Here is a 16527-nt window from a genome sequence, read left to right on the forward strand (position 1 = left end):
AACGCTAATATTTAATTAAATTGAAAATGAAACGTAGATTTTTAATAGTTGCGAGCCTTTGTTTTTGCATGGCAGGATTCGCACAGAAGAACGAGATAAAAGCAGCCGAAAAGGCTTTGAAAGCCGGAGATGCGGCATCTGCTAGCAGCTCTTTAGAGGCGGTTTCGGGTTCTATCTCAGGAGCCGATGCTAAGTTACAGTCGCAATACTTCTTTGTTAGTGGTAAGGCCTATGCTGATTTAGCAAAGAAAGGTGATGCTAGCGCGTTTAAAAAAGCGGCAGATGCTTTTCAAAAAGTTATTGAAGTAGAGGATGCCAGTGGTAAGTCTAAATATAGCGATGAAACCAAACAACATATGGCCGCTTTAAGTGCCGATTTGGTGAACTCTGCTGTAGAGGATAACGGTAACAAGAAGTTTAAGGAAGCTGCTGAAAAGTTGTATACCAGCTATAAAATTAGCCCTAAGGATACATCTTACCTTTACTATGCTGCAAGTAGCGCCGTAAACGGTGGTCACTATGAGGAAGCATTGACGTACTATAACGAGCTTCAAGAAATTGGTTACGATGGTAGTGGTGTTGTTTATAAAGCTACTAACGTTGAGACTGGTCAGGAAGAAGAGATGGATAAAACTCAAAGAGATTTGATGGTAAAGTCTGGAACTTACAAAGACCCTAAAGATGAAAGATCTCCTTCTAAAACAGCGGAAATCGTTAAGAATACTGCTTTAATATATACTCAATTAGGTCAGGATGATAAAGCTTTAGAAGCGTATAAAGCGGCAAGAGCTAACGATCCAAACGATGTTAATCTTATCTTGAATGAAGCCAATTTGTATTACAAAATGGGAGATAAAGATCAGTTTAAAGTTTTAATGGCAGAGGCTGCATCTGTTGCGCCAGATAATCCAGATTTGCATTATAATATTGGTGTAATCAATATGGAGCAGGGTAACTTAGAAGAAGCTAGAGCATCTTATAAGAAAGCTTTGGAAATCAATCCTGGGTATACCAATGCGCAGTTAAACCTTTCTACAACTTACGTGAACGAAGGTAACGGTCTTATTGATGAAATGAACTCTTTGGGTAATTCTAAGAAAGACATCGCTCGTTACGATGAGTTGAAAGAGAAAAAAGATGATCTTTTTAATCAAGGAGCTACAGTATTGGAAGATGCTTTAAAGATGAATCCTGATAACCAGGGTATCTTAACTCAATTAAAGAACATCTATGGCGCAATGGGCGACAATGAGAACTTTATGAGAATTAAAAAGATGCTAGGCGAGTAATTTACAGCCAAAACAAGTAATAAAAAATCCCCTTGGAAATTTCCAAGGGGATTTTTTTTATGGTGTAAGTTGTTATCAATTATAGATGTTAGGCAATCTGTTTAATGACTCTTAGTTTGTGGGTGTAGCTCCCTGTTTCGTTATTAAAGATTCCGGTATGGTCAATGCGGTCAATACGTACTTTTCCATCTACATGAATGATGTAGTTGTTCTCCATGATAATGCCAACATGGTATATTTCCCCTTCATTATTATCAAAAAAAGCAAGATCTCCGGCTTCGGTTTCTTCAATAAAGCTTAATGCATACCCTTGGGTAGATTGTTCTGCTGCTTTTCTAAGCAATCGGTATCCGTTTATCTTGTAGACCATTTGGGTAAAGCCAGCGGCATCAATTCCAAAAGGCGTCTTGCCTCCCCATAAATAAGGGGCATTAAGATATAATAAAGCGGTCTGTATAAGCTGTGACTTGTCTTTTTTATGGCCGTTACACTTACCATCAAATGAGTGGGAAAGTACCGCACAGTTGCTGGTAGAGGAGCCTAGGATTACGGGTAAGAGTACTGAATTTTCTGTTTCAACAAAAGAAATAAGATCAGATGTATAGCCTACTTTATCCGAAGACTCAATATTTTTATAAGCTTCCTCCGAAATCAGAATCATTTGGTGATTACTTACCCAGCCTTCAAATTTGTCAAAAGCAATGCGTATGCGGCTCCATGCCTTTCTGCGGTCCAGGACTTTAAAATGTTCGCCATATACCAATTGTGAGACCATTTCGGACGTTTCATCGGCATTTACACGAACGGAAACTATACTTAGGGGACAAATTCCGTATTGCATATGTTTGGTTGAGTGAAGGTATTCTTTATCGTTCTACAATTATTGCAGAAGCGCCACCTCCGCCATTACATATTGCGGCAGCCCCTATTTTTGCATTATTCTGTTCTAAAACGTTGAGGAGCGTAATAAGGATACGTGCTCCTGAACAGCCAAGCGGGTGTCCTAGGGATACGGCACCGCCATTTACGTTTACATTGGTATCTGTAAGTCCTAATATTTTCATATTGGCCAAACCGACTACAGAAAAGGCTTCGTTAAATTCAAAGAAGTCTATATCGTCTATTGAGAGGCCGGCCTTGGCAATTGCTTTTGGAAGTGCTTTTGCAGGGGCCGTAGTAAACCATTTAGGTTCTTGCGCGGCATCTGCATAACTTCTTATAGTTGCTAAAGGCTTAATTCCTAGTTCTTTTGCTTTGTCCGCACTCATTAATACCAATGCAGCGGCACCATCATTAATCGTAGAAGCGTTTGCTGCGGTAACGGTACCATCTTTAGAAAATGCTGGTCGCAACGCCGGAATTTTATCCATTTTTACATTTTTGAATTCCTCATCTTCGGAAACAATAATGGGTTCTCCGCGCCGCTGAGGTACTTCAACCGGTGTTACCTCATTATTAAATTTCCCCTCTTCCCATGCTTTCGCAGATCGGTTGTAAGATTGTATTGCAAAATTATCCTGGTCTTCTCTAGAGAACTTGTATTCAGTTGCACAAGCGTCTGCACAAACCCCCATGGCTTGTTGGTCGTAGACGTCCACTAATCCGTCTTTTTGCATCCCGTCCTCTAAGGTGGTTGGGCCAAATTTTTGACCATTTCTCATATGAACATAATGCGGAATAAGGCTCATGTTTTCCATTCCACCTGCAACGGCAATTGAAATATCGCCCAATGCTATAGCTTGGGCGGCTTGCATAACCGCTTTCATACCAGAGGCACAAACTTTATTTATTGTAGTACATGGAACGCTGTCTGGTATGCCTGCAAAAATTGCAGCTTGTCTAGCTGGTGCCTGTCCGGTTCCTGCTTGTACAACGTTACCCATTAGAACTTCTTCAACTAGATTTGGGTCAAGATTTACTTTGTCAAGTGCCGCTTTTATGGCTGTGGCTCCCAGTTTAGGTGCCGGAACAGAGGATAAGGCTCCCATAAAGCTTCCTATAGGAGTTCTGGTGGCAGATACGATTACTACATTTTTCATATTAAAGCAAGAATTTCTCTTATGACAAAACTAAGAAATTAATGGGCAATACATTTCCTAGTTTTCATAAAAGCCCCTCGGAAGTTTATAATTTTCTATTTTTGACTCAGATACCTGGCCCATGAGCAATTTTTTGGATAAACTTTTTAAAAACCAATCGCTTCTATTTAAGTATTTTCTATACTTGGTATCGGTTGTTTGTATTGTTTTGTTCTTTCCGCAAGGAGGAAAGTTTAAATATGAGTTTCAAAAAGGAAAGCCATGGCAGTATGAAAACTTATATGCTCCTTTTGATTTTTCCATTCAGAAAAGTAGTGATGATATTGCTAAGGAAAAGACAGAGCTGCTCAATAATCAAATAGATTATTTTAGGTTTGATTCTTCCGTAAAAGATGTGGTCAGCGAGGAATATGACCAGAAATTCACCACAGTTTTTACAGGAGAAAGGTTTAGCGCAAGCGCACTAGAGGCTCTTGATTCTTCAGGAAAGGACATTCTTAAACAATTGTATAAGAATGGAGTTTTAGCTAAGACGGGCAAAAGAGCGGGAAAAGAAGAGATATATCTTGTAAAGGATAATCAAGCGGAGAGTGTATCTATACATAGCCTTATTCAGATTCAAAATTTAAGATCGGTATTGCAACAAATATTGCAGAAAAAAGACTTGGCCATCTACGCTCAAGAATTCCAAGACCTATTTCTAGATATTGTAAAACCTAATATTACATATGACAAGAACTTGTCGGAGAAAGCGTTAAACGATGCCCTCTCGGGTATATCCCATACTAGGGGCACGGTAGATGAAGGCAAGTTAATAATTGCTAAGGGAGAGGTAGTTGAGGCCGAAAACCTGAATATTTTAAATTCTCTTAAAACAGAATATGAGTCGGAATTATGGACCGCTAATAACTACTATTTTATATTATTCGGGTATACCATTCTGGTGGCATTAGTACTTATGATGCTTTTTCTTTTCCTTAAAAAATATAGGAAGGATACTTTTGAGAACAACACTAAGGTTACGTTCATTTTCTTCAATATCCTATTTATGGTATTCGTTACCACTATGGTGGTAAAATATGACGAAGCCTTTGTTTTTGTTGTGCCAATATGCATTTTACCCTTAGTGCTTAAAACATTTTTTGATGCTAGATTAGGACTTTTTGTACATGTACTTACTGTACTTATATTGGGTTTTGTAGTGCCCAATAGTTTTGAATATATCTTTTTACAGATAATAGTAGGTATTGTTACCATATTGACGGTCTCGGAATTATATAAGAGGGCGAATCTTTTTATCTCCGTAGGGCAAATTACGCTGATATATGTTGTTGGCTATTTGGCGTTTCATATTATACATGAAGGTAATTTAGATAACATACAGTGGTTTACATTAGGATTGTTCTTTTTAAATGGAATGATAACCCTGTTCGTACAACCATTAATATATGTGTATGAAAAAGTCTTTGGTCTGGTTTCGGACGTTTCTTTATTAGAGTTGTCCGATACGAACTCTAAGCTGTTAAAGGAACTATCTAACAAGGCACCTGGTACCTTTCATCATTCTTTACAGGTTGCGAACCTGGCCGAAGCCGCAGCTAATGAAATTGGAGCTAACGCTATGTTGGTTAGAGTAGGGGCTTTGTACCATGATATAGGCAAAATGAACCATCCAACTTATTTTACGGAGAACCAGATAACCAATGTGAATCCGCATGATGAATTATCCCCCAAAGACAGCGGAAGGATTATTATTAACCACGTGATTGATGGAATTGAACTAGCTAGAAAAAATAAATTACCAGATCGTGTAATTGATTTTATTAGATGCCACCATGGTACAACTTTCGTTTATTATTTTTTCAAAAAGCAACAAGAGTTGGAGGAAGAGGTTGATGAAAGTGATTTTAGATACCCAGGGCCCATACCCTTTTCAAAAGAGACAGCTATACTTATGATGGCAGATTCTGTAGAAGCAGCATCTAAAAGTTTAAAAAATCCAACATCTAGTATTATAGAAGAATTTGTGGATAAGATTGTGGCGGGACAAATGAGTGCTGGGCAGTTTTTAAATGCAAATATTACGTTTAAAGAGATAGAAGCAATAAAAAAGATTTTTAAACAGAAATTGATAAATATTTATCACTTGCGAGTGGAATATCCTGAATAGTAAAGAAGTACGAACACTTAAAAGGAGATGAAATTCTCTTTTTTATATGCCGATTTAAAATAGTTTTAAACTTCTTGAAAAAAACGCGAAAAATAGTTGCGAACTTGAATTCTAAGACATACATTTGCAACCGCAATTTTAGCCACGGAGACGTGCTAAAATGGAGTTCTTTGAAGAGATTATTGGAGAGGTGCCTGAGTGGCCGAAAGGAGCGGTTTGCTAAATCGTCGTAGGTGGAAACACTTACCCAGGGTTCGAATCCCTGTCTCTCCGCAATGGCTGTCAAAGCAAATTGCGAGGGCAGAAAATATTTCTCAAAATATTGAATAAAGAAGATAACCATAGTATCGGGGTGTAGCGTAGCCCGGTTATCGCGCCGCGTTTGGGACGCGGAGGTCGCAGGTTCGAATCCTGCCACCCCGACAAATAGTGTATTAAAATTAATTTTTTAATATGTAAATGAATGAAAACCAGTAAAATACATTTTTACTGGTTTTTTTTATGCCCGTTTGTGGGCATATTCATTAGTGTCCTATTTTTTTAGGAAATAATTTCCTAAATTTATGCATATGCCCGTATTTGACTTTCGAGGCGATTTGGCTTTCGTTTAACTGATTTTTTAATTAAAAACGAAAGTGATGACAACTTCACACACATTGAACGTACATTTTGGTTGAAAAGAACCTCGATCAGGAAGGATGGGACCTTTCCCATATATACCCGCATCTGGATAGACAGTAGAGCGATCGATATAAGTACAAAGGAAACCATTTTGGATAAGCACTGGTGCTCCAAAACCTGCCGTGCCAGGATCAGGACAAAGAACGCAAGGTACATCAACGATATACTGGATAATATAAACTCCGGAATCAAAAGGTCCTATAGGGAGCTTAGGGACGAAGGGAGGGTGATTATGGCATTAGCGGTCAAGGAACGTTATTTAGGAAAGGACAAGGCGGTCTTGACGTGCAGAGACCTAATAGGATACCATAAGGAGAACGAGTTCAAAAAATTGGCAGCGGGTACCATCAAGAACTATAGTGCCACCGAAAAGTATCTCTTCCGCTTCATTAAAGAGCAATTTAAGTCCGATGATGTGTACCTTGCCCAAATCAATTATTCGTTTATTGTCAAATTTGAACACTATCTCCGCACTTGCCGTCCCTTGCAGAAGTCCTAGGCCTTGAACAACAATGGAATAATGAAGCATATGGAACGCTTACAAAAATTTATGACCGTGGCCTTTAAACATGGTTGGATCAAGGCACATCCATTTGCGCTGTACGAACTTAGGTTCGAAGAGTTCGACTGTCCATACCTAGAGCAGTTCGAGCTTGACGCAATGGCAACGATCCACTTGCCCAACAAAAGTATGTGCCTGGTTAGGGATGTATTCGTCTTTTCTTGTTATACGGGACTTTGCTACATTGAGGTAAGTACTGTTAGAAAAATAAAGAGTAAGAGTAGATATAGAATTCCTGTTGAAACTCTAAACAAAATCTGTGAAGCTAGAAATTTAAAGTTAAGCGAGTTTTTTCAAATGGTTGGGGTCTAATACTAACCTTTCATCACTATTAATTCTATATTCAATTACTTAGGTCACCCTTAATAGTATTCCTCAGAACCTTATTACATCATAGTGAAATGCGATAATTTAGCCATATAATCGGATTTAATCCGATTATATGATTTATTTTTTGCATATATTTACATTGGTTAATCGGAAATTAACCGATTATTATACGAAATAGTTACGATATGGATTTCAGAAAGATGGTCAAGAAATATGCCGAGGCTCCTATATCTAGACATTTGATCTTAGGATTACTCGGTGATTATAAGCGTCCAAATGATAAGATCAGTGAGCTACTTAAAAGCAAAGCTCTTATTTCACTTAGAAGGGGACTGTATATAACGGGACCTAGAATGGATTTACCGACACCTGAACCCTTTCTAATAGCGAACCACCTTAGAGGTCCAAGTTATGTGTCATTAGAGTCTGCATTATCCTATTGGAACATGATACCGGAAAGAGCTTATGAGGTCAGTTCAGTGACCCTAAAAACATCGAAGTTGTATAAAACTCCTGTTGGACGATACAGTTACCGACAATTAAAGACTCCTTATTATTCGTATGGAATAAAGAGCATAGCCTATTCACCTAAGCAAACCGTATTGGTTGCCTCACCTGAAAAAGCTTTATGTGATAAAATTGTACTTACCTCCAAAATTTATCTTAGGAGCATTAAACAAACCCGTGAGTTTTTAATGGAGGATCTTCGTATGGATAGTGAGCAATTAAAAACATTGGATACGAAAGTTATAGAACTATGGATTAAAAATGCACCTAAAAAAAGTAGTTTAAAAATGCTTATCAAAACGTTGATAGAATTATGATAAAAGAGTGGATAGCCGAGTATAATCCTAAGAATGAGGAAGAGATATTAGCTGCATTACGAGAAATAATGCAGGAAATAACTTTAGCGGGTTTATCAAGAACCGACTTTTTTGAGAAGGCTGCTTTTTATGGAGGAACGGCGCTCCGGATTTTTTATGGATTGGATCGCTATTCGGAAGATTTGGACTTTTCCTTACTCGAACCTGATCTAAACTTTTCAATCGAGCCGTATTTCGGAGCCATATTGGATGAATTTCAGTCATTAGGACTGAGCGTTAGTATCAAGGAAAAGAAAAAAACGAAACAAACCGCTATTGATTCTGCTTTTCTCAAAGCTGAAACTATATGGCAAGAAATAGAACTGGTCGACATCATCCAAGAAACCGGTGTACGTTCTAACAAGACCTTGAAAATAAAAATAGAAGTTGATCGACAACCTCCGGTTCATTTCAGCACCGAAGAAAAGTTATTGCTCCGTCCATTTTCTTTTTATGTGAAATGTTTTACCAAATCAAGTTTGTTTGCAGGTAAAATGCATGCACTGCTTTTTAGAAAGTGGAAAAATAGGGTCAAAGGTAGAGATTGGTACGACTTGGAATGGTATATCAAAAAAGGAATCCCGTTGGATGTAAATCATTTTCTGACCAGGGCAATAGACACAAACGATTGGGAAGATAAAGGTATTTCCAATGAACAGATTATCGAGTTATTGGAAGCCAAGATTTCGTCCGTTTCTTTTAGCAGTATTAAAGAAGATATTGTTCGTTTTATTCCAAATGATGATGTTTTACGGATTTGGAGCCCAGCATATTTTAAGGATTTGATAGAGAAAATTAAATTTGAAAATCCTTGATTTTAGTAAAAGGAATTTCAAAAATTATCTAATCAATAAATAAAGCGAAGGCTTCATAACAAATTCTATCTTCCTGCTATTTTTTAGGCTTGTTAGTGGTTCGACAGAGGGAAGTACGAATCGGTAGGGTGGTGTTTGCATTACCCTTAAAAGAGCGTTCAGAGTAGCCTTCTAATTTCCAGGTAGCACCTTTCATACACGAGCTTTATTTCTGCAGCGGTATGGACGATTCTTTTTCTGGGCCTGGTCCGTACTATTTTCTGAAGAGCAAACCGCAGCTTACTATCTTTACCATCTGCAAAAGCAATAAACTCCCCTTGTTTTAAACGAAAGAACGTATCCGCCCTACGTTTCGCTACTTCTTTTTCCCCTTTGGTAATCCTACTTTCCAGACTCAGCCCGCTACTTTTGCTAATGCTGTGTGTCGGTTTTTTTATAATCTCGAAAAAACGTTCGTAGTATTTAGCGGTGTCCGGGTCGTTTACCTTTCCAAAGAACTGATAGGAGAGGTTGCTCAATATCGCCTTGCTGGCCCTTTCACCGTACAACAGATCATTCTGCACCTTGTCCTGCATGACATAGATGGTACAAATCTCATAGCTACGCAATGTGGCCGGAATCCGGTGCATATTGGGAAGTTTCAGGGTAGGGGCCTCTTCCATTAAAAGAAAGGAAGGCTTCCCGCCATGAACACTCATCTGTTTTATTATGGTATGCATTACCATGGCGATAATAGGGGAGTAGGCCGAATCGTATTTTGGGTCGTTGACCAACGATATAATGGCCGGGTGGTCGGGGTTGTTGATGTCCAGGGGTACTTCGTCCTTGGAAAGTACAAAGAACATTTTTTGGGAACTGATTTTTTTAAAGGCGTTGGCCAGGGTACTTTTTACCCCTGCGGTCTGCTTTTCCGATTCTATACCATTGAGAAAGGCACTGGCCATACTGCGGGCGGTAAGGTCGGATTTGAGGAAGGCTACCAATTTTTTTGTCGATGCGGACTGGAAAAATGCGATGATATGTGGAAGCGTGCAATACTCCGGGTAGGCAGTTTATATTTTCCATATCATCCCGCTTAAAAGCCCTTCTACCGCATCCGAGAAAAATTTATTACTGCCTTTGTTCTGTGACAGGTCCTGTTCCAATAGGTTTTCTATGAGTACCCGGGACACTTCGTTTACACTTTCCTCATTGGGCAAATATTTGGGAGCGATCGGATTGACCCTATAATGGATGTCCCCAATGGCTATCTTATAGAAGCGTATGCCCGCTTCCTTGAACAGGGGATAGGCGATTTCGGAGAGATCAAAGTTCTTGTAGTCATGGATGACCCCGCAAAACCCGTAGGCACTGAAATGTTGTAAAAAATTATAGACTACGCTTTGGGTCTTGCCGCTCCCTGCAGAACCGATGATGGAGGCCCCCCTTCGGATATTAACCACCTTGAAGGTTCCGTACCTCAATTTAAACCGAACCCTATATTTCTTGTCGGTCCGGGCGTTCGTTTCCCTACTGAGTATGGCATAAAGTACCGTTGCGGTAAAGAGTATAGGTGCCAGTAGGTAAAGAACAATATGTTCAACGTGCCAGTTCATATCCCAATGGAGGCGGATTCAATAGCCTTGCCAACGCCCTTTTTCAAAATATGTATCGCCTTCATGGCCAGTTGCAGCTTGTTGGTGGGGATAGTCAACAGAGCCGTATCGACCCCGGATCTTTGCAACAGCTGAAACGCCAAGGTCCTCTCATTGGTGGGAAGTTTTGTAATCGTAGAAAAATACAGCTTCGGATTTTTTAGAAAGGTTTTTCTTGCCCGGTAGGTTTCTACATAGTTTCGTTTGTGACCGAACATTTTATCGAAGGTCTTTTCCGCGCTTTTATAAAAAGCGTCCCTATCAAAACCTCGTTTCACCTTCTTGCCGTTCATCAGAACCTCGGAAGCCCTGTATTTGCTTCCTGGAGAAAGACTGTAGCGATTGGAGGCATCCTTTCGGCTGACGATGATATGGATATGGCTCTGTGGTCCCGGCTTTGACGTGCCCCGCACGATGCGAATACCGTTGATTTGGTGTGGTGCTTCCTGTTCCAATTGCTCGATCCGCTGTTGTAGTTTCGAGATGTTCCCGCGCAGTTCCCCATGCTCGATACGTCGTATTTCTTGTTTTAATTGAAGTATTTGGGTAGCATAGGGTTGGTTTTCGATAATCTGTTTATCACTGCCCTTAAATGTACGTTGGTGCTCGATCTTAGCGTAATATTTGATATCATCTATGGTCACGGGCCTGCCGTTGATTTCCCTGTTGAACGATGACGCATAGGCCTTCATTACCTCCCTGATGTATCGCTTTAGCGCTTCTTGCGAACTTTGTATGGTCTTCAGTTCCCTTTCGCTGGGATTTAGGGTAATGGAATAGAACTTAGGTTCGGACTTTTTAAGTTTGGCGGTGTTCCCATCTATGGCGCTTATTACCTCTTGCCTCAATATTCCCTCTTCGTACTGGTCAAAAAAGTGTTCTAGGTCGTCCGTGTTTTTTCCTACGTTTTCCTTTTCAAGGTAGTTGACGAAGTCGACTGCGCTCTGGGCGTAGTTTCCGTCAGTTTTCTGGGCGGTGATCGTGATATACATTACAGTTCATTTTTTAATCGTTCAAACTCGTTTTCGTCCATATTCAGTTTATAATAGCCCCTGCCGAAGGTTCCCTTTACGTAGGTCATTCTTTCCAAGAGCTCCTGCATCCGGTTTTTGTAGTTGCCCAGATGTTGCTGTATTTCCTCGTATCGATTCCGGTAGTGTTCCATTTCGGTATCCCTGGAGAACGGTTCTGAAGTTTCAAAAACAAAATTTTCTTCCTTTCCTTCTTGGTCTTCCTGATTAGCGATTTCGTGGAATAAGGTATCGAGCATTGTTTTGGTAGGCAAGGTCTGGTGCTTCTCGATATTTTTAAGGATGGCAATAAGGGCATTGATGCGCTTGTTGGTCCTGTTGTTCTTTATACCTAGGTCATCATTGGGCGAAAGGTCGTTGCGCTCGAAAAAGTTCATAATGGCTTCCAGGGTGTGGGTATGGGAGTCGGATACCAATTTGGAAAAGGCCCGAAATCGCCGGGCCACTTCCTTTTTGATGCTGATGGCCGAAAAATGATATTTTTGGTAGGAATCCTTCATCTTTTACTGTAAAGTTTTGCCTGTTTATGGGGGTTCCGCTCCCATTTACTGTAAGGGTACCTTTTAACTTAAATAATTTATACTTTAAACAACTGGTTATCAAGGAGTTAAATTGTGTAACATCGCGTAGCGTGTTACCCTCTTGCTTCTCCTTTTCGTTCCGCAGGGACCCGAACGTTCGAACAAGCTGACCAAGGTCAGTTGCCTTCTATATTTTGTTTTTTTGGATACGGTCATCGAGGAAAGTCAAATCAAAATGAGGTGATGACCGTTAGAGCACTACATGTGCCTAACGCCCTAAAGATATGTAAAATAGGGCATTGAACATAGAAAAAGCCCTTCATAATAAAAGGGCCGTTTTGGTAGCATTTGCCACGTTACGTTTCTTATTTACGAACGATATCATAGCAGTCCGTTGTCCTTAAAGCTGTAATACCCTCCGTTGGGTGCGATAATCAAATGGTCCAAAATCGTGATATCAAAAAGGCGTGCCGCTTTGGAGATTTTAAGGGTCACGGCTTTGTCCGCTTCACTGGGCCTTAGTTTTCCCGACGGGTGGTTGTGGGCCAAAATGACGGTCGTGGACAATGTTTTGAGTATCAGGGCGAACAATATCCGTAGGTCGACCATGGTCCCCGTAATCCCGCCGACCGACAAGGGATAGATTCCTTTCACCTTATTGGAATGGTTTAACAAGAGTACTTTGAAGGTTTCCCTTAATCCTATGGTGTCGGTATCCCAGTTTTCATATAGCAATTTTGCCACATCTTGGGAGCTTTTCATGGGTATTGCTTCAAAAATGCCTGTATTTTCATGATAGCTTACCTGTATTTCATTGACCTGTGTTTTCATATGCTAAGATGTTTTTAAGTCGTGAATAGTGAGGGAACCCTAGCATTCTAGGATTCCCTCTGATTTGTAGTTTACCTATTTCCCAATAGAAGGATTTCATCCGCTACCACTTCGGTAACATAACGTTGGTTGCCATCGTCCGTGGTATAGGTACGGGTCTTCAGTTTGCCTGCCACCCCGACCTCTTTGCCTTTCTGGACATATTTTTCTATGATTTCGGCGGTCTTGCCCCAAGACACAATGGTGTGCCAATCGGTGTCCGTTTTTTTATCGCCCTTGGCATCTTTATAATGGACATTTGTGGCGAGTGAAAAGCGGGCGACCTTTTTGCCGCTTTCAAGGTTGGTAATGGTCGGTTCTTGCCCGACGTTTCCGATCAACTGTACGTGATTTCTGATAGTACTCATAATAGAAGATTTAAATGGTTCATATTTCCCTTTTTGGTTTCAGCTGAATTCAATTTTAAGGGGTGTTTGTTTGCTTTCTTCTGTGCACCGCACAATGGAGGGAGTGGGTTTTGTCCAGACTTTCAGGGAACAAATCGGGAGTGTCTGCAACGTAGTAAAACCGACGGGTTTTCAAGGAGGTAGATACCCGATCTGTACCCTGAAACTTGTATAGTCTTGACAAGTTCCATTAGGGCATTAGCCATTCTTTCGGGACCATTTGTGATTTGAGCGTACCGGCAGTTAAGCGAAAGGAGGGGATGGGACCGTATTAGAATGGCTTATGGCATACCTGTTTTTCGCCGTCCCGAAAAACAAGACAGGCTCCCTCCATTATAAACCCCTTAAAATGTGCTTGTCGGAAATGCTGTTTTTAAGAATTCCCAAGTAAGGACTCAAGAAGGATGCACTGGGAATTTTGTTAAGAAAACAGAATTTTGGACTTTCCGGTCAGGAGCGGACTTGATCCATGTCTTTTTGCTTAGGAACGAGGTGTTGCCTTCCAGCGTAGTGGGAAGGAAGAGGGGAGTAGGGAGCCCAAAGACAAGGGGCGGGTCCATGATAACTGTAGTGAAGCTTATTACCCGAAATGTAGTTTTACGGAGTGCAGGGTGATGTGCTGAACGGACATATAAGTACAATGTATTATGAGTCGGGTAAGATATGGTTTGAGGTATTGATTAAACCTTTTAACATAATGTATATTTCTTACTATTTTGATTGTTTCATAAGTGACCTCCTCCCGTTAAACCGGACAGTTTAAGACTAGCGAAAACCGGGCGAATAAATGTTTAATTTTAAACAACTATTTGCCTATGAGACGATTAAAGTATACGGAATTGCAAGTCGTATTTTCTAATAAACAGGTGGTTACGGTTGTTGATGTTCAAGAAGTATACCGTAAGATTGGCATTCTCGTGGCCATTTATTACAGTTGGAAGAAGAAGTATGGTAGTTTCCGAATTTAACAGGAAGAAGAGGATTTATAGTTTCTTCTGGACGTGTTGAAAAAAGTTCTGAGTCGTCCCGAAAACCTGGGATGGTCGATAAACTTAGGATGGAGTACACCAAATATAATCGTTGCTGCCAGCTTGTATTGCTTCATAAAACATTTTATTACAAGACAAAGGGCGCAGCGATGAACTATTACGCGTGAGAATGAATTAGAATGCTATTGAGGGGGTACATCATGGGTTTTGGCACATCCATATCCTTTTTAAGGTGGAAAGGTTTTATGGACAACCCACAAAGGGAAACACCTCTAGACTGAATGAAAGTTGAAACATGGATTTTGTCTTGGGCCAGTTGTATAACGGGAGCCGCTATAGGGGCTCTGTAGTGGATAGCTATAGTCGTAAATCATTGGTTATCCATGCTTTAATCTCGTTCAAAGGAAGTGATGTAGTACACGTGATGGAAAGTGTTACCTTTCGGAACCCAGTGCAGCTAAAACGTGTCAACGTGCGTAATGACAATGAGTTTGTCAGGAAAGTATTGAATTAAAAGGCCTATGAGAATAATATTGAACTTGACTTCTCAAGTCCTCTGAAGCCTACCTTTTGCTCTTTCATAATAAGTTTCAACGATTCGTTCTTTTACAGTGAAAATTCGATATTTGGAGAGGCGAATATCCAGTTTTAGACCGCATAGCCAGTTGGGGCACTTCTGACCTAACATGTACATTAAAATAAATGAACATAGCTTGGATATTTTTGGTTATGACCGATACCTAAATATGGGATTAGGTTAATTTTACAGGTTGAGTTCTGTTTCTGAGATGTGTTAAATAATTACTTTCAAAAATGCTTTTGGAGTAGCACTAAATATTTGGCGAAGGTGGGCGTTTTTATTTTTTTAGGTAATTATACCGCTAAGTCATCTTGTATGGTTCCATTAGAATCTTTAATTTTTTGTCGTAATAGGGCGAACCCAAAGGTTAATACTCCTACTCGGCCAATAAACATTAGTATAATTATCAGAATTTTCCCCATGTTCGATAATTCACCGGTAATTCCTGTGCTTAGTCCAACAGTGCCAAGAGCAGAAGCAACTTCAAATAATATTTTCTCAAAAGAAAAATTCTCACTAAGGGATAGCAAAAAAGAAAACAGAAATATTAAACTCGTATATAGCATAAATATAGAAGTTGCTACATAAATTCTTTCAAAAGGAATTAGTCGGTTCAAAAATGTAATTTTTTTCTGTCCTAGTAATCTACTTTTTAGTATGGCAATCATAGCAGTCAACGTAGTAATTTTCATTCCACCAGCTGTTCCAGAAGGAGAAGCACCAATGTACATGAGAAAAGTTATAAGCAACAATATAGGTAATGATATCTTACCTATAGGTACTGTGTTAAAACCAACTGTTGTCATAGCTGACATTGTGTGAAAGAAAGATGTCATAAGGGAACTGCTCGAACCAAGAACAGATGCGTATTCTATGGTGTAGAGGAGTAAAGTACCTATGGAAAGCAATAATATAAATCCATATAAAATGGTTTTTGTAGTAAATGAAATTTGTTTTGATTTACCTCGAATGCGATACAATAAATCTGTTATGACAATGAAACCTAAAGAACCAGCAATAGCTAGTACGGATATAATAGTATTTATAAAAGTATTGTCTCTATAACTTTCAAAACCATTATTAAACAATCCGAAACCTGCTGTGCAGAATGTAGAAATACTATGAAATATTGAAAACCATATAGCTTTTAAGCTTCCCATTCCAGAATCTATAAATGCAATGTAAAAGAGAATAGCTCCAATAGTTTCCATAACCAAGGTGAAAATAATAACGCTTTTTACAAAGTCTCTTATCTGAATAGAATTTGGCAATGTAAATTCTGTTCCAATAATTTTACTATGCCAATGAGTGATTTTCCTTGTGGTAAATATCAAATAGTAAGTTGTCAATGTCATATATCCGATACCTCCAACTTGAATTAGTGCCATTATAATAAACTGACCGAAAATGTTATAGGAATTAAAAATGCTGACAGTAACAAGTCCTGTTGTTGAAATAGCAGAAGTTGCAATAAATAAATTATCTAAAAAAGAGATACTTCTATTATGGAATAAAGGGATTGATAATAATAGAAAGCCAATTAACGTATATAAGAAGAATCCCCAAACAAGATTCATTTGAGGTGATTTACTAATTTGAAACTTTCGATACCAAATGTTCAGTTTTTTGTATGTTTTATTTTTCATTTTAAGTATCAATAAATTTTCTCAACTATTATAAGCATGATTGTTTGACTACGAATTTTAATAATTTATTTTTCAAAAGGTTTTCTCGCTTCAAATTTCC

At 39.3% G+C, this 16527-nt stretch carries 13 protein-coding genes, 2 tRNA genes and 2 pseudogenes; 9 read left to right on the top strand and 8 right to left on the bottom strand.

What is annotated here, in order from left to right; translation table 11 throughout:
* Nucleotides 1–26: 26 nt before the first annotated feature.
* Nucleotides 27–1289 carry a tetratricopeptide repeat protein gene (locus IWC72_RS12375; protein ID WP_194529959.1) on the top strand — a complete coding sequence of 421 codons (1263 nt, stop codon included), beginning with the start codon at nt 27–29 and terminating at the stop codon, nt 1287–1289.
* A gap of 88 nt (nt 1290–1377) precedes the next feature.
* Here IWC72_RS12375 and IWC72_RS12380 read toward each other — a convergent pair whose 3' ends face one another.
* Both IWC72_RS12380 and IWC72_RS12385 read right to left on the bottom strand, forming a co-directional pair.
* Nucleotides 1378–2130: a C40 family peptidase gene (locus IWC72_RS12380; RefSeq protein ID WP_194529960.1), complete on the bottom strand. Its 753-nt coding sequence runs from the start codon at nt 2128–2130 to the stop codon at nt 1378–1380.
* Nucleotides 2131–2155: 25 nt separating this feature from the next.
* A complete protein-coding gene (locus IWC72_RS12385) occupies nt 2156–3328 on the bottom strand; it encodes an acetyl-CoA C-acyltransferase (protein ID WP_194529961.1) in 1173 nt (390 codons plus the stop codon).
* 121 nt (nt 3329–3449) lie between these two features.
* On the opposite strand from IWC72_RS12385, the gene IWC72_RS12390 reads away from it, so the two are divergent.
* The 6 genes and pseudogenes from IWC72_RS12390 (at nt 3450) to IWC72_RS12420 (ending at nt 8749) form a co-directional block, all read left to right on the top strand.
* Nucleotides 3450–5498, top strand: a complete 2049-nt coding sequence (locus IWC72_RS12390) for an HD family phosphohydrolase (protein WP_194529962.1) — start codon at nt 3450–3452, stop codon at nt 5496–5498.
* Nucleotides 5499–5682: 184 nt separating this feature from the next.
* Nucleotides 5683–5771: transfer RNA gene (locus tag IWC72_RS12395), tRNA-Ser, on the top strand.
* 75 nt (nt 5772–5846) lie between these two features.
* Nucleotides 5847–5921, top strand: a tRNA-Pro gene (locus IWC72_RS12400).
* Between the two features lie 250 nt (nt 5922–6171).
* Nucleotides 6172–7053, top strand: a pseudogene (locus IWC72_RS20425) (site-specific integrase).
* Between the two features lie 203 nt (nt 7054–7256).
* Complete coding sequence (locus IWC72_RS12415; RefSeq protein ID WP_194529965.1) at nt 7257–7895, top strand: type IV toxin-antitoxin system AbiEi family antitoxin domain-containing protein; 639 nt, start codon at nt 7257–7259, stop codon at nt 7893–7895.
* Nucleotides 7892–8749 (top strand): nucleotidyl transferase AbiEii/AbiGii toxin family protein, encoded by an 858-nt coding sequence (locus IWC72_RS12420; protein ID WP_194529966.1) that lies wholly within the window; start codon nt 7892–7894, stop codon nt 8747–8749. Before IWC72_RS12415 ends, IWC72_RS12420 begins: the two co-directional genes overlap by 4 nt.
* A gap of 158 nt (nt 8750–8907) precedes the next feature.
* Here IWC72_RS12420 and IWC72_RS12425 read toward each other — a convergent pair.
* From IWC72_RS12425 to IWC72_RS12445, 5 genes and pseudogenes are all read right to left on the bottom strand, one after another.
* A pseudogene (locus IWC72_RS12425) lies at nt 8908–10344 on the bottom strand (TraM recognition domain-containing protein).
* Nucleotides 10341–11375: a MobB family relaxase gene (mobB, locus tag IWC72_RS12430; protein ID WP_194529967.1), complete on the bottom strand. Its 1035-nt coding sequence runs from the start codon at nt 11373–11375 to the stop codon at nt 10341–10343. Before mobB ends, IWC72_RS12425 begins: the two are co-directional and overlap by 4 nt.
* Nucleotides 11375–11860, bottom strand: a complete 486-nt coding sequence (locus IWC72_RS12435) for a BfmA/BtgA family mobilization protein (RefSeq protein WP_317171408.1) — start codon at nt 11858–11860, stop codon at nt 11375–11377. The genes mobB and IWC72_RS12435 overlap by 1 nt, the downstream gene beginning before the upstream one ends.
* 456 nt (nt 11861–12316) lie before the next feature.
* Entirely contained in the window at nt 12317–12766 is a 450-nt protein-coding gene (locus tag IWC72_RS12440; protein ID WP_038231861.1) for a JAB domain-containing protein, read from the bottom strand.
* A gap of 71 nt (nt 12767–12837) precedes the next feature.
* A complete protein-coding gene (locus IWC72_RS12445) occupies nt 12838–13173 on the bottom strand; it encodes a single-stranded DNA-binding protein (RefSeq protein WP_194529968.1) in 336 nt (111 codons plus the stop codon).
* 854 nt (nt 13174–14027) lie between these two features.
* On the opposite strand from IWC72_RS12445, the gene IWC72_RS12450 reads away from it, so the two are divergent.
* Nucleotides 14028–14180 carry a hypothetical protein gene (locus IWC72_RS12450; RefSeq protein ID WP_194529969.1) on the top strand — a complete coding sequence of 51 codons (153 nt, stop codon included), beginning with the start codon at nt 14028–14030 and terminating at the stop codon, nt 14178–14180.
* A gap of 316 nt (nt 14181–14496) precedes the next feature.
* Nucleotides 14497–14715, top strand: a complete 219-nt coding sequence (locus IWC72_RS12455) for a hypothetical protein (protein ID WP_194529970.1) — start codon at nt 14497–14499, stop codon at nt 14713–14715.
* Between the two features lie 359 nt (nt 14716–15074).
* On the opposite strand, the gene IWC72_RS12460 is transcribed toward IWC72_RS12455, so the two are convergent.
* Nucleotides 15075–16427: a TrkH family potassium uptake protein gene (locus IWC72_RS12460; RefSeq protein WP_194529971.1), complete on the bottom strand. Its 1353-nt coding sequence runs from the start codon at nt 16425–16427 to the stop codon at nt 15075–15077.
* Nucleotides 16428–16527 lie beyond the last annotated feature (100 nt).

The sequence above is a fragment of the Zobellia roscoffensis genome, assembly GCF_015330165.1.
Lineage (GTDB): Bacteria > Bacteroidota > Bacteroidia > Flavobacteriales > Flavobacteriaceae > Zobellia > Zobellia roscoffensis.

Bases quoted from the DNA above. Each gene is read 5' to 3' on its own strand.
- IWC72_RS12375 (WP_194529959.1), top strand. From the start codon at position 27: ATGAAACGTAGATTTTTAATAGTTGCGAGCCTTTGTTTTTGCATGGCA.
- IWC72_RS12380 (WP_194529960.1), bottom strand. From the start codon at position 2,130: ATGCAATACGGAATTTGTCCCCTAAGTATAGTTTCCGTTCGTGTAAAT.
- IWC72_RS12385 (WP_194529961.1), bottom strand. From the start codon at position 3,328: ATGAAAAATGTAGTAATCGTATCTGCCACCAGAACTCCTATAGGAAGC.
- IWC72_RS12390 (WP_194529962.1), top strand. From the start codon at position 3,450: ATGAGCAATTTTTTGGATAAACTTTTTAAAAACCAATCGCTTCTATTT.
- IWC72_RS12415 (WP_194529965.1), top strand. From the start codon at position 7,257: ATGGATTTCAGAAAGATGGTCAAGAAATATGCCGAGGCTCCTATATCT.
- IWC72_RS12420 (WP_194529966.1), top strand. From the start codon at position 7,892: ATGATAAAAGAGTGGATAGCCGAGTATAATCCTAAGAATGAGGAAGAG.
- mobB (WP_194529967.1), bottom strand. From the start codon at position 11,375: ATGTATATCACGATCACCGCCCAGAAAACTGACGGAAACTACGCCCAG.
- IWC72_RS12440 (WP_038231861.1), bottom strand. From the start codon at position 12,766: ATGAAAACACAGGTCAATGAAATACAGGTAAGCTATCATGAAAATACA.
- IWC72_RS12445 (WP_194529968.1), bottom strand. From the start codon at position 13,173: ATGAGTACTATCAGAAATCACGTACAGTTGATCGGAAACGTCGGGCAA.
- IWC72_RS12450 (WP_194529969.1), top strand. From the start codon at position 14,028: ATGAGACGATTAAAGTATACGGAATTGCAAGTCGTATTTTCTAATAAA.
- IWC72_RS12455 (WP_194529970.1), top strand. From the start codon at position 14,497: ATGGATTTTGTCTTGGGCCAGTTGTATAACGGGAGCCGCTATAGGGGC.
- IWC72_RS12460 (WP_194529971.1), bottom strand. From the start codon at position 16,427: ATGAAAAATAAAACATACAAAAAACTGAACATTTGGTATCGAAAGTTT.